Origin of the sequence: Myroides odoratimimus (assembly GCF_004337635.1) — a bacterium.
Taxonomy (GTDB): Bacteria; Bacteroidota; Bacteroidia; order Flavobacteriales; family Flavobacteriaceae; genus Flavobacterium; species Flavobacterium odoratimimum.
Genome location: NZ_CP037427.1, coordinates 2,869,487 through 2,883,547 on the forward strand (window position 1 = coordinate 2,869,487; position 14,061 = coordinate 2,883,547).

Annotated in this window: 9 protein-coding genes; 8 read left to right on the plus strand and 1 reads right to left on the minus strand. The window is 34.2% G+C overall.

The genetic code is table 11. From position 1 onward, the window contains the following. Positions 1–3: 3 nt before the first annotated feature. Positions 4–762: a LytR/AlgR family response regulator transcription factor gene (locus E0Z07_RS12955; protein WP_006258988.1), complete on the plus strand. Its 759-nt coding sequence runs from the start codon at positions 4–6 to the stop codon at positions 760–762. A gap of 354 nt (positions 763–1,116) precedes the next feature. Here E0Z07_RS12955 and E0Z07_RS12960 read toward each other — a convergent pair whose 3' ends face one another. Further along, a complete protein-coding gene (locus tag E0Z07_RS12960) occupies positions 1,117–1,569 on the minus strand; it encodes a PaaI family thioesterase (protein WP_006258987.1) in 453 nt (150 codons plus the stop codon). A gap of 236 nt (positions 1,570–1,805) precedes the next feature. Between E0Z07_RS12960 and E0Z07_RS12965 the strand changes: the two genes are divergently transcribed. The 7 genes from E0Z07_RS12965 (at position 1,806) to E0Z07_RS12995 (ending at position 14,039) form a co-directional block, all read left to right on the plus strand. Then, on the plus strand, positions 1,806–2,783 hold the full coding sequence (locus tag E0Z07_RS12965) for a deoxyhypusine synthase family protein (RefSeq protein WP_006258986.1): 978 nt from the start codon (positions 1,806–1,808) through the stop codon (positions 2,781–2,783). A 145-nt stretch (positions 2,784–2,928) separates the two neighbouring features. Next, positions 2,929–3,483, plus strand: a complete 555-nt coding sequence (locus tag E0Z07_RS12970) for a hypothetical protein (protein WP_006258985.1) — start codon at positions 2,929–2,931, stop codon at positions 3,481–3,483. Positions 3,484–4,499: 1,016 nt separating this feature from the next. Next, positions 4,500–4,826: a hypothetical protein gene (locus E0Z07_RS12975; protein ID WP_006265206.1), complete on the plus strand. Its 327-nt coding sequence runs from the start codon at positions 4,500–4,502 to the stop codon at positions 4,824–4,826. A gap of 100 nt (positions 4,827–4,926) precedes the next feature. Continuing rightward, positions 4,927–5,274 (plus strand): hypothetical protein, encoded by a 348-nt coding sequence (locus E0Z07_RS12980; protein WP_006265207.1) that lies wholly within the window; start codon positions 4,927–4,929, stop codon positions 5,272–5,274. A 175-nt stretch (positions 5,275–5,449) separates the two neighbouring features. After that, a complete protein-coding gene (locus E0Z07_RS12985) occupies positions 5,450–9,187 on the plus strand; it encodes an AraC family transcriptional regulator (protein WP_006258982.1) in 3,738 nt (1,245 codons plus the stop codon). Between the two features lie 181 nt (positions 9,188–9,368). Beyond that, positions 9,369–12,437 carry a SusC/RagA family TonB-linked outer membrane protein gene (locus tag E0Z07_RS12990; protein WP_006265208.1) on the plus strand — a complete coding sequence of 1,023 codons (3,069 nt, stop codon included), beginning with the start codon at positions 9,369–9,371 and terminating at the stop codon, positions 12,435–12,437. Between the two features lie 12 nt (positions 12,438–12,449). Then, positions 12,450–14,039: a RagB/SusD family nutrient uptake outer membrane protein gene (locus tag E0Z07_RS12995; protein WP_006258980.1), complete on the plus strand. Its 1,590-nt coding sequence runs from the start codon at positions 12,450–12,452 to the stop codon at positions 14,037–14,039. Positions 14,040–14,061 lie beyond the last annotated feature (22 nt).

Here is a 14,061-nt window from a genome sequence, read left to right on the forward strand (position 1 = left end):
GCTATGATAAAAGTATTGATAGTAGAAGACGAACAGTATAATGCACAGCATCTGACTACCTTACTTCAGGATATAAAAGAAGATATTCAGGTCGTACAGGTTATAGAAGGTGTAGAGGACTGTATAGAATGGCTAGAACAGCATGATGATATTGACCTAATCTTTATGGATATAAGATTAGGAGATGGAGTATGCTTCGAAATATTTGATGCTATAGAAGTAAATGTACCGATTGTTTTTACGACAGCTTATGATCAGTATGCCTTACAAGTATTTCAGGTTAACAGTATAGATTATTTATTAAAACCAATCAAAAAATCTGCCTTAGAACAAAGCATAGCGAAGTATAAAAAACTGCATCAATTACAGGTCTTAGATAAAGAAATCTTAAGTAATCTAACCGAAGTTATACACGGAAAGAAACAGAGTTATAGAACACGTTTTTTACTGAGTAATAACGATAGGTATAAAGTTGTACAGACAAGTGATATTGCCTATATCTATACGGAATTTCGTTTGTCTAAAGCAGTTATGTTTGATAAATCTGTTCACGTATTACCATTCACTATGGAAGAACTAGAATCAGAATTAGATCCTAATCGATTCTTTAGAATATCTAGACAATATCTAATAAGCTACGAGAGCATCACTGCTATTCAGAATAATCTAAACAGTAAGGTAAGTGTAGTATTACAGGGTGATGTAGAGGTAGATCTAAGTAGAGAAAGAACACGAGCGATAAAGCAATGGCTTGACACATAGTCCTTAGGAGGTTAACGGTTCACAGTAATTAGTTTACAGTCTTGCCCTACGGGCTTAATACAGTTTACTCTAATATTATAGACTAAATGATTTTACTAGTTGTTGATATAGTGTAAGTTAAAAAAAGGGAACCTTATATTGAGGTTCCCTTTTTTAACATATATGATTACTCTTTTAGCTGTATTGCTAATAAGGCTTTACTACTTGTGCTGTCGCAGATATTTAATTCGTGGTGTGTATGCACCTCTATAATGTACTTAGAGGGTGTGATATACTATACATGGACAGCATAGACCAATCGATTTCACACCATCGCGATTTTATAAAAAAACGACATCACAAAAATACAAACCCTTACTCTTTTAATTGGATAGCTAAGATTTCACCCGTAGCACAGATTATTCCATTAGCCTCTAGGGTTAGATCTACCCATACCTTTCTGCCCTCTATGCTTCTTAGTTTACCCTTTAGCACTAGTTCTTCTCCCATAGGAGTAGAGGCTTTAAAATCAACTTTAAGAGAAGCTGTTACACATCTCACAGGTATAGTGTCTTCTAGTGGGATATTATTGTGCTTACACAAAAATGCCGCTGCTGATCCTGTACCATGACAGTCTAGTAGAGAAGCGATTAAACCACCATATACGCTTCCTGGTATAGCAGTGTATTTAGTATCTGGAGTAAAACGAGCGATTGTTTCTTCTCCGTCAAGATATGTTTTTAGTTGATGTCCATTAGGATTGTTTTTTCCACAGCCATAGCAGTGCGCTAAGCTCTCAGGATATAGATCTTGGATTGCTTGTGTCATAATATTTGTTTTGGTTGTTATTCGATAGAGGAATCCCTCTATTACAAATAAAGTTATTTTTATTGAAGTACAAAAATTTAACCTGATTAGAGTATGGATTATAACTGCTAAAAATGTAAAAAATTTTTTATCATTTGATAAAAAAAACCTTTTTCTATATCCTAATCTTTGTATCCCAAAAATAGCGTGATAAGGCTATATCATTATTAAATAATAATTTAATCAATACAAGTAAAATGGAAAATAGAGGACCTATTTCTCAATTTATGGCGCATAATTATCGCCACTTTAACTCAGCAACTGTAGTAGATGCTGCTCAAGGGTATGAAAAGTTTTTAGATGAAGGAGGGAAGATGCTTATTTCTCTTGCAGGTGCGATGAGTACTGCTGAGCTAGGAATCTCATTAGCAGAGATGATTAGACAGGACAAAGTAGCTATTATTTCATGTACAGGGGCTAACTTAGAGGAGGATATTATGAACTTAGTAGCGCATTCTCATTATAAAAGAATTCCTAACTATAGAGACTTAACTCCTGAGGATGAGTTAGCGCTGTTAGAGAATAAATATAACCGTGTTACGGATACGTGTATCCCTGAAGAAGAAGCATTTAGAAGAATACAAGGGCATATCGAGAAAATATGGAAAGATAGCGAAGCAGCAGGTGAGAGTTATTTTCCACATGAGTATATGTATAAGTTACTATTAAGCGGTGTGTTAGAAGAGCATTATGAGATAGATCCTAAAAACTCATGGATGCTAGCTGCTGCAGAAAAAAACTTACCAATCGTAGTACCAGGATGGGAAGACTCTACGATGGGGAATATCTTCGCTTCTTATGTAATCAAGGGGGAATTGAAGTCTAGAACAGTGAACAGTGGAATAGACTATATGGTGTGGTTAGCAGATTGGTATAAAAAGAATGCTGTAGATCAGGGAGTTGGTTTCTTCCAGATAGGAGGAGGTATTGCTGGAGATTTCGCTATGTGTGTAGCTCCTATGTGGGCACAGGATTTAGAGGATGATTCAGTATTGAGATGGAGATACTACTGTCAGATTACAGATTCTACCACTTCTTTTGGATCTTACTCAGGATGTATTCCAAACGAGAAGATTACTTGGGGTAAACTAGACGTAGATACACCAAGTTATGTAATCGAATCAGATGCTACTATTGTAGCCCCATTGATTTTCTCATGGGTATTGAAACAATAAATTAGAAAGAGCCTTCGGGTAGTCATGGTCGGAAGATTAATCTTCCGACCATGACTAGTTTTAGAACCTCTTTTTTTATGTTTACAAATGTAGATATTTAAATTATTACATTAATTTAGATCTAAATAAAGTTTAGATTTAAGTGATGAAAAGATTAATACTATTGTTTGTTCTGCTTGTTTTGTATGGATGTACAGATAAAAGCGGTATTAATTTAGACAAGCATTTTTTGGAAAAATTAGCATTTGATTATCCGCTACAAGTAACTGATGATAGAGATACTCTACCATCAAATTATAATTTTATAAATCTATACGCTAGATGCTCTGAAAAACAAGTTACTGTAATTCGTTTGACTAGTTTAATGAGGCTTTATGATCAGTCTAGTAAATCGGTTACATTCTATGAGTTTATTGAAAAAACACTAAATCAACAGAGAGTATTGGATAATTCAAAAGAAACTTCTTGTTTTGATTTAGTAGATAGTGTAACAGGAGAATATGAGAGATTGAGTTTTGATGAATTTATTGATTTGTATTTTTCAAAATCTTTATCTGATCAATATATTTTAAAGCAGGATGTAGATCCTAAAACAATAGATACTATTGCTTACTATTGTTTTATAAATAATTACTTAGTAGAATTTGATTGTTATATTGGTTTATACCATTTATATAAGATTAGTGATATAATTGAGTAAACGATGAGTATATGTGGGTGGTGGATTATGTTTATCTTTTTTTAGCTCCTATTTTAAGAATCTATTTTTTAATATTTAGAGAATTATAATTTAACCTAGACACAGGAAAAATAATAGAGTGAAGAAGAATATTATAGTTAAAATAATCGTGGTAATTAGTGAAAAAAGAGCCTTCGGGCTCTTTTTTTTGTCTTAGAATAAAGGACTAAAAGCAACGTTCCTTTTCTTAGGAATGAAATGAAAGAATGGTGTAATCAAAGTTTTTCTATGGTATTATTAATTGATTATTAGACTGTTCAATAGATACTAAAGCCTATTAAAATTCTAAATATGAGAATATTTTAACCAATCTAAAATCTAAAAACAGGACAAATCACAGCTGTTAAAAAAATTAACATATAGGCGTTTTTCAGGAATTTACAGCACGCGACAAAGTCAGTGATATCAAGGCTTTCGGGAAGATTGTTTGAGCGTTGTTCGGAAGTTCTTTGCAAAGTGTTCGGAAAAAGGGGGTGTTTTCCGAACACTTTCCGAACAAACCACAACGGAGACCGCATGAATACTCGGTTCGCAGTGAATTTACGATGTTAAAAAACTTGTTAAAATTTTGAAATTGAGATTTTGAAAGCTGTGGTTTGTGCTTTCTTTTTGGTAAGATGTACCAGACTTTGAATAGAAGAATATTCTCAATAATAACCATTGAGTCAAAGCCTTTACTGCAGGCAAAGGTAGTAAAAAAATAGATAGGAGAAAAGAGGGTGTAGGAGGTAAGGGGAGAAATAGGTGGTGTGTCTAAGAGAATTAAGCAATGGGAATTGTTTTATATAGCTATTTGAATTGTTGTATTTTGGTTTTGTTATTTTGATTAATTTTATTCAAAGTGTGAGGAAATGCTATTCATGTATTAATACTCTAATAATAGCAAATGATTTACCTTAAATTAAAAAACACTGCTTTATCTAGAATGATACTGTAGTTGTATAGCAGTAATGTAGATGTTATAATTAGATGATACAATGAAGTTAGTGGACTTAGTGAAATATTTCAGAAAAGGAGGGACTTATCAGGACTTTTGTAAGTTGTACTTCCTAAATGTTGATTCAGAGGTTATCGAAATATATATGGAAAAACCTTTTCAAATAGATAACGAGCTCTCTTTTTTTGAAATAGAACAGACAGAAGGAGTGTTAGAGTTTGAAGCTAATAATATAGTGTTGTCAAGTTTATTTGATTTCTATGTGTTTCTTGACATGATCGAAGAATCAAATCAAGAGACCTATAAGAATGTAAGCGATCTAGATATTGCTAAAAGGCTTATTAGTTATGGTTTAAATAATGCTTGAGGAAAGCAATACTTAATAGATGTTATTTTTATGAGACAAGATGTATGGGGAATAACGGAGAATATTTGTGATAAAAGGAAGATTAATAGTGAGAAATAAGATGAAAGAGATTAGTGAAGAGCAATCGTATAGCTATTTTTTAGAAACCCTTAATTGTTGTGGTACTTTTCTTCTAAATCGTAATGATGATGAAATAGAGTATTTGATTTTTGAAGTATTCGATATTAATGTTCGTACATTTTTTTATTGTGATACGCTTATAAAGTTACTTACTAATAAAAGAATATCAATAGAAATGTATGAAAAAGCAGAGAGAGTTAGAAATCTATATTTGAGTATCGAGGGGACGGACTTATGGAGTATTAAAGGTATAAGAGAAAGTGATATATGGAAAGAGATTTTTAATCTATGTGATGATATAAGAAGAAATGAAATTATAAAAGAATGAATAAGATACAGTTGTTTGGTAATCCCAGTAAGGATATATTGTCAAGAGATGTGTTATCTGTATAGTATTAAAACATTTTTTCTAACATATAGGTAACTATAATTTAACTTGGGCTTATAGACTAAATATTTCAATACCTTTATTTTTACGCATTTTATAAGCTATAATAGTGCCGATGCGTTGGTTTTTTATATTTTTTCTGTTTTCTTGCCTTTCTTGGGGGCAAAGTGTCCACTTTAAAACAATCACTACAAAAGAAGGACTTTCTAATAATTCTATTAATTGTATAGCAAATCACCCTGATGGGGCAGTCTGGATAGGAACATGGGATGGGCTAAACCTATTCGATGGCAAACAAGTAAAGGTCTATAAACACGACCCTAAGAATCCTAATTCTATTGGAGGTAATGATATTTATGCATTACTAAGGGATAGAGAAGATCGCTTGTGGATCTTATCTGATGGGAAACAGATAAGTTTATGGATAAAGGATGATGTTTTTCAGAATTATAGTTTTTCTAGTGAACCTCGTGTACTGAGTTTAGATGAACAAGGCAATATTCTCGTACAGCTAGAATCAAAAAAGTGGTTCACTTTTAGAGGAGGTCAGTTTGTATCTGTAGATGCTCGTTATATTGGTGATATGGCAGACCACTTAGTAGAGGATGCTAGAAAGAAGTCTCCTCAGTATTATGTGCAAGCTAGTTTACTAGAGAATATACGAGAGCAATTTCCGGAGTTCATTATCAATGCTATTGCAACAGAGACTAATGGGAATACATGGATCGGTACTAAAAGCCAAGGTGTTTTTCTATTAAGAGCAATAGAGGGGGAATATAAGATTATCGAAAACCATAAAGTAGATCCACAGCATCCTTATAGCTTACTCAGTAATGAGGTGATGGTACTGCATATAGATAAGTTTGACAATATATGGGTAGGGACTAAAGATGGTGGAGTCTCTATTCTACCGACGAATAAGGCAAGTCTTGATTATGTGTTTTCTCATTCAGAGAGACAACCTCATCTACCACATGAGACCATTCGCGCTATTGCGGTAGATAAGCTAGGAGGTAGATGGATAGGATATTATACACAAGGGGTTTTTTATCAAAAGAAGCGTAATGAACCTTTTGTACCAGTTGTTATAGAAAAATACAAAGAGAATAAGGATTGGAACAGAATACGCAGTTTATACTCGGACTCTCATGGTAATATCTGGATAGGAACCTATGCAGGAGTAGTAAAGATAGAAGAGGGTAAACAAGAGTTTTTTCAAGAGGGAATTACCAAGCATTTTATCAGTAATAGAACGTATGCCTTTGCAGAAGATATCAATCATTATCTATGGATGGGTAGCTGGGGAGGTGTGAGCAAGTATAATGCACTGACTAAAAAGTTTGAACCTTTTATCAATCAAGATAAATTAAAGCAATACCATATTCGTCATATTTCTATTCAAGATAATTTATTGATTTTAGCTACTGAAGAACATGGGGTGGTATTCTACGATTGTCGATCTGGGGAGATTAATATCATTAATCAAGAAAAAGGATTGCTAGGCAATAGTGTATTCTCTACTTATGCAGATGCTTTTACAGGTGATCTATGGGTGGCTACTTTAGGAGGGATATCAGTATTTGATACTGACTATGAACTTAAGAAGCAAATTAGAGAAGAAGATGGTCTTCCTAGTCATTTGGTGTATAGTCTTACTCCTTCTCAGGATGATGTTTGGATTAGTACTACTAAAGGAATAGCTTCAATAGATAAACATACTTATAACGTCTTAAACTTTAGTAATTATATTGGTTGGCAAGGACTAGAATTTTCTGAAGGAGCATATAGTCAGAGTAAAAAAGGCTTTTTGCTTTATGGAGGAAATAAAGGCTTAAATATCATAGATCCAGGACATCTCAGAAATGATCAAAAAGCCCCAGAATTTAGAGTCTTACTCAATGAACGTATAGCAGAAGAGGGAAAGGTTAGTTTTTTTGAACCAGATGAGAATAAATTGCGTCTTACTTTATATCCTATAGGTTTTAATCAATATCCGATTAATCAATTTGAATATAGAATAGTAGGTCTTTTTGATGACTGGAGGGTTCTTCCTCAAAAAGAAGTTAATTTAGATGATTTAGACCATAAACGCTATCAGATAGAGATACGTGATACAGTACAAAAAGACAAGCGTATAGTATATATGATTGCTTTTGAAATCGAAAAGCCTTTTTTCTTACAGCCTTACTTTGTTATTTTATTTGTCATCGCTGGAGGGGTAATTGTTTTATGGCGTGTACGTATCAAGCAAAGAAAGATGAGAAAGAGAGAGATCGAGCTTAAAAAACAGGTAAGAGATCGAACAAAGGAAGTGGAAGCACAAAAGAGACATCTCGCTAATAAAAATGAACAACTTAGTATTTTAAATCAAGAAATAGAACAACAGAAAGGAGAATTACTGAATCTACATAGCAAATTAAAGAATGACGATATAGAGATGGAGAATTTCAGAATCTTCTTGTTATCTCGAATTAAGAAACCTATTGTTAATACATTGGGAATACTAGAAGAATTAAATGTTGAAGCAGCACAAAAAGAGGAACTAATTAAAGTTTATGATATGGTTCGGGAGTGGAACTATATAGAGCAAGTTAAGGATTTTGACACTATAGAATTAGTAAGTGTAGAGATGACTTCTTTTATAGAGCACCTAAAAGAGGAGTGGGGAGCGATAAAAGAGAAGTATGGCGTAGAGATAGTAGTGTGTAATGAAGTAGATGCTCAGTGGGTAGAAGTAGATTTATTGCGTTTTAAACTGTGTTTGCGTTATCTGCTATACGAATGTTATAAATACTTAGAAGATAATCAGCAGATAACGGTTCGCTTCTATATGAAGAACAATGTTTTACATATTGATTTAGACTCAGAGAGTCATACTTTATTTGCGTTTTGGAATGACAACAGAAATTTTAGTCCTTACTACAGAGCTTTTGAGACTTTATTACAGAATCTAAATGGTATACTGATCATTAATAGTGAGTCAGTGTTCTCTCTTGGCATATCTATTCCTCTAGTCCCATTAGAAGAAAATAGGAGAGTAGAGAAGGGGAATTGGGATGAATTCTTAGAAGAGCTACAAGTGCTCCCAAAGGATAAAACCAATATTCTAGTGTATGCTAAAGAAGAGGATAAAGCAATTGTCAAACAGTTATTAGCAGGACAAGAAGATACTAATTTGGTCTATAATCACAGTGTGAGTAGAGTGGTAGGGAATATAGAGCATTATAAGTATGATGCTTTAGTACTTTATAATATTGAGATGTCTGATCGCACCTTATCTCTATTTGCACAGATTAAAAAACTGGCTCAGAAACAAAGGTTACTTATCTTTTATATCGCAGAGACAGTAGATTATTTTGTACAAGAGCAATTGAGTCAATTGGGGGTTAGTGATTTTATTCACTTACCAGTTGGTAAAACTACATTAGATAATATGGTTTTTAAGCGTATTCGCTATGATAAAGAAAACAAGGAAAGCAATACACTCCTTTGGAAGACGAATCTAACAGAGGATGTTATAGTGAATCTCTCACCTAATGAGCGCTTGTTTAGAAAGGGAATGGAAATGATGAATGCAAGATTTAGTGATGCCTCTTTTGGTGTAGATCAATTGACAGTAGAATTAGGTATTTCTAAGATGAAGTGCTATCGTTTATTTAAAGAGTTTGTAGAGCAATCTCCTTTAGAAATATTAATTGAAATGCGCTTACAAAAAGCAAAAGTATTGATCGAGAAAGGTGACCTAACGATTTCAGAAGTCTGTTTTGAATGTGGTTTTAACGATCCAAAGTACTTCAGTAAATCTTTTAAAAAACGCTTTGAACACAGTCCTTCACACTTTAAAAATGACTAGAAGAACGTGTAGAATAGATTATCCTAGTGTTAACTAAAGGTTATTGTCCAAATAGTACACTACTCTGATATAGAATTAGCCTTTTACTGAAAGATTATTACACTTGACTGAAAGAAAATTACCCCTGTATTATACAAAGCAGAAGTACTTTCGAAAGTGAAATATCAATGTAATCAATCTTATGAAAAGACATTTCTTAGTATGGCTGTTATGTATAGGAGGTAGTACTTTCTTACATGCACAAGTGATAGTAAAAGGAAAGGTAGCAGGCAAAAGTGATGGCCTACCTGTTTCTTTTGCTACAGTAATCGCTAATAAGGATAATTCTACTTGGGTAACTACGGATGCCGATGGGAATTTTACGCTAGAATTAGCCAAAGAAGCGGGTACTCTTTCTGTGGAGTATTTAGGATACAAAACGAAAACGATCAACTATCAAGGCGCTCAATTAGTAAGTATCCTTTTAGAACAAGACAGCAATATCTTAGATGAGGTTGTTCTAATTGGATATGGAGCTTCAAAGAAAAAAGATATTACCACTTCGATTGCAACAGTGGACAATATTAAACAAGTTGCTTCTAGACCAGTGTCTAATTTAAGTGATTTCTTACAAGGACAAGTTGCTGGGGTAACTGTAACGCAGCAAGGAGGAGATCCTTCTGAGAGCAGTAAGATGGTTATTCGTGGTTCAGGTTCATTAGCTAATGAGGCTCCACTTACTGTAGTAGACGGTGTGCCTTATTACGGACCAGCAATTAGCCCAAATGATATTGAATCTGTATCTATCTTAAAAGATGCGGCTGCAGCTGCAATCTACGGAGCTCAAGCTGCTTCAGGAGTAATTGTAATTACAACTAAAAAAGGAGTAAAGGGAGATCCTAGTGTTTCTTTAAATGTGTATACAGGTTTTTCAAAATCTACAAATCTACCAACACCATTAGATGCACAAGGGCAAGCTTCTGTATATAATATGGCAGCAGATAATGCAGGAGTTCCTAGACAGTCTGCGCATGATGCTCTACTTAATCCGTGGGGACAAGTGAATAGAACAAATTGGATGGATGAAATCTTTAGAACAGCAGCTATGCACAATGTAGATGCTAGTATCTCTGGAGCTTCTGACCATACGAATTATTTTGCTTCTCTTGGGTATAATAAAAAAGAAGGAACTTTAATAGGAACATTTTCTGAACGTTATAACTTTAGATTAAAGGCAGATACTAAGCTGACTGATAAAGTTACTATTGGAGAGAATGTATACTACTCAAATACAAATGCTATTGGTACTAATACTACAAGTTCTTATTCAGGAAGTGTTATCAGTGCTTTATATATGCCTTCTGCAGCGCCTGTATACGATGCTGATGGTAAATTTGGAGGAGTAGTCCCTCATGATTTAGCACAGTTTGCTGGAGCGTATGGAGATGTATATAACCCAGTAGCATTACTGCTAAGACCTACAACATCTAATCCAACGAATTTCTTAAATGCCAATGTGTATTTAAACTATGATATCGTTGATGGGTTATCCTTCAAGACTTCTTATAGTTATGATTATACAAGTAATAAGTATAAGAAATTTACGCCTAAGGCACCAGAGTTAGGAAGAACAAACTTAAATAACTACCTATTAGAAAATAACTACGAAAAAACCCATTGGATATGGGATAACCAGTTGACTTATCACAAGACATTTGGTAAGCATGATGTTAATTTAACAGCTATTCATTCAGCGCAAAAAACAAATTACGACTATATTTCTGTACAAGGAGAAGGTTTTGGAAGTGAAGAATCATTTAACCAATATATGGGTAATGCTTCTATCATCAGAAAGCCAGTTACAGAGGTGTATGAAGATGCCTTAACTTCTTTGATAGGACGTGTGATGTATAACTTCGATGATCGATATTTCGTATCGGGAAGTTTGCGTAAGGACACTACTTCACGTCTAGCTAAGAATAACCAATCAGAAGTATTCCCTTCTGCGTCTGTGGGATGGAGAATATCACAAGAGAACTTCTTTAATGTAAATGCAATAAGTGAATTAAAATTAAGAGCTTCTTGGGGACAAATCGGAAATATTAATTCTGTAGGCTATTATTCTTTTGATGTACCACTTAGCAATAGTGATATTATTATGGGAGAAGATGGTATGCTTACAGGTAAAGGAACTTATGTAAACCGTCAGTCTAACCCTAATTTAAAATGGGAAACATCAGAATCTTTTGATATTGGATTAGATGCTGCTTTCTTTAATGGACGTTTAAACGTAGTGGCTGATTACTTTAGTAAGCGTACTAAAGGGATGATCATTCCAGGATTAGAAGATGCTCATCATGGTACAGCGGCAGCAGATGTAAATGGTGGTGAAGTACTGAATAAAGGTATCGAATTGTCATTGAGTTATAATGATCATATAGGAGACTTAAACTATAAGATCTTTGGGAATGCAAGTTTCTTAGAAAATGAATTAGTAAACTTAAATGGATATAACCAAAGCGGAATAGATTATATCGCTCATGGAGATAATGTTCGTGGGGTACTTTCTCCATATAGATCTGTAGTAGGTAGACCGCTTTACTCTACTTATTTAGTTCCTTATTTAGGAATCTTCCAGTCGCAATCAGAGATTGATGCGCACCGTTCTAATGAGGGTAAATTAATACAACCTAATGCTAAACCTGGTGACTTTAAGTTTGAAGATAGCAATGGAGATGGTAAGATAGATAATAATGATAAGCAGTTTATGAACGCTTACTTACCTAAGATTACTTATAGTTTTGGTTTAAACTTAGAATATAAAAACTTTGATCTAAGTATGTTCTTCCAAGGAGTAGGTGATGTGAAAGTATTCAACGGATATAAGTTCACAGCTTACAATGCTTCTTTACAAGGATATAATTTAGATAGTCGTGTGATGGGAGCATGGACTCCTGATAATCCGAATGCTAGTCTTCCTAGATTATCTACTAAAGATGATAATCAGAACTATGGAACGACTTCTAGTTGGTACTTAGAAGATGCTTCTTATTTACGATTAAAGAACTTAACAATCGGATACACTATGCCTAAGAGTGTAATGAATAGTCTATCTCCTAAATCTAGTTTAAGAATATTCATGTCTGGAGATAATTTATTTACGATTACTGGATATGATGGTATAGATCCAGAAGTAGGAGGTGTAGGAATGGACGTAGCAAGATATCCTGTGTCAAGAACAATATCAGGAGGTTTCTTATTTACTTTTTAATCACTTATAATTATGAAAAAATATAGTTTATCTAAATATAGCTTAGTATTAGGTTTATCAGCAATCTTATCACTAGGAGCTTGTAGTTCTGATTTTACAGAGTTAGATCCAAAAGGGAATACATCTTATGAAAACTTCTGGAAAACAGAACAGGATGCTACAGAGGCGGCTAATAGCTTGTATCAGATGATGATGGAAGATGAAATGTTCGGGAGAGGGTTCTTTTGGTATATTAATGCTTCTGACGATATGGTAACAGGACGTCTTAATGCAACAGCAGATAACATTAAAAACTTTAACCTAAACGGGGATGAGGGCTATATCAATGGTATTTATCAAAATGCTTATAAAGTAATCCGAAGAGCTAATGATATCATTGTTAATGTTCCTGGAATGAAAATTAGCGAATCATTAAAGAAGAGAGTACTAGGTGAGGCTTATTTTATGCGTGGTTTCTTTTATTTCTGGCTAGCGCATACGTATGGAGATAATGGAAATAACGGTGGTGTGCCTATTATTACAGAGGCTAATATGTCTCAGCCAGCAGGAAGCTATACAAGGCCAAAAAGCGTGATTGAGAACTATGACCATATCGTTCAGGATTTGACAAAAGCATCAGAGTTATTACCTCTTTTTACTTCTTATTCAGCTGATAATTATGGTAGAGCACATAAAGATGCTGCTTTAGCCTATATCGCAAAGACTTATTTATATTGGGCACAATATGACTCTTCTAAGTTTAATGAAGTAATTAAGTATGCAGACGCAGTTACAAATTCTGGATCAGGAAGAGCACTTGTCAATACAGGTAATCCTTCTAAAGATTACAGAGAATTACACAGTGCTTTAAACAACTGGAAGAGTGAGTATATCTGGTCTGTAAACTCTGGAATAGAAGGAGGAAGTATTCTTCCGGGCTGTATGTTAGAGAACAAAGGATGGGGAGCTTATAACGGATGGGGGTATTTTACACCTACTGAGGGGTTATACCAAGAGTTCGAAAAAGGGGATGCACGTAGAGCAGTAACGCTATTAGTCTTCGGAGATGAGTTCAGCTACTTTGGACAGACCAAAAGATACTCTTCAGAGAATTCGATGTCTGGACTTCAGTTTAACAAGTATATGTATGAGTATAGTACAGAAGATGCTTTAGGGAAGTTTATCAATATGAATGGAGATAAACCAACAACAAACTACAATGTTCCTCTAATGCGCTATGCTGAGATTTTACTAATGAAGGCAGAAGCTCAAATCATGCTTGGGCAGAATGGTGATCAGGCATTAAATCAGGTGCGTAAGCGCGCTGGATTAGCACCTAAGAATGGGGCGACAATGACTGATTTAAAACATGAGAGAAGAGTAGAGTTAGCTGGAGAATTTGCAAATAGACATTTTGACTTAGTAAGATGGGGAGATGCAAAAGAGGCTTATGGAAAACCTCTTTATGGAAGAATTCACGAAGATCGTTCTAACCCTGATTCTCCTTATAAGGTATCAGAGGTATGGAAAGCTAGAAACTTTGATTCAAGTTATATGCATGTATGGCCAATACCAAATAGGGCTGTACAATCATCAGGAATACAACAAAACGTAGGATGGTAATTTAATTTCAAAACCAATTGAG

Excerpts from the sequence above, each read along its gene's own strand:
- E0Z07_RS12965 (WP_006258986.1), top strand. The coding sequence starts at position 1,806 with ATGGAAAATAGAGGACCTATTTCTCAATTTATGGCGCATAATTATCGC.
- E0Z07_RS12995 (WP_006258980.1), top strand. The coding sequence starts at position 12,450 with ATGAAAAAATATAGTTTATCTAAATATAGCTTAGTATTAGGTTTATCA.
- E0Z07_RS12980 (WP_006265207.1), top strand. The coding sequence starts at position 4,927 with ATGAAAGAGATTAGTGAAGAGCAATCGTATAGCTATTTTTTAGAAACC.
- E0Z07_RS12975 (WP_006265206.1), top strand. The coding sequence starts at position 4,500 with ATGAAGTTAGTGGACTTAGTGAAATATTTCAGAAAAGGAGGGACTTAT.
- E0Z07_RS12985 (WP_006258982.1), top strand. The coding sequence starts at position 5,450 with ATGCGTTGGTTTTTTATATTTTTTCTGTTTTCTTGCCTTTCTTGGGGG.
- E0Z07_RS12970 (WP_006258985.1), top strand. The coding sequence starts at position 2,929 with ATGAAAAGATTAATACTATTGTTTGTTCTGCTTGTTTTGTATGGATGT.
- E0Z07_RS12955 (WP_006258988.1), top strand. The coding sequence starts at position 4 with ATGATAAAAGTATTGATAGTAGAAGACGAACAGTATAATGCACAGCAT.
- E0Z07_RS12960 (WP_006258987.1), bottom strand. The coding sequence starts at position 1,569 with ATGACACAAGCAATCCAAGATCTATATCCTGAGAGCTTAGCGCACTGC.
- E0Z07_RS12990 (WP_006265208.1), top strand. The coding sequence starts at position 9,369 with ATGAAAAGACATTTCTTAGTATGGCTGTTATGTATAGGAGGTAGTACT.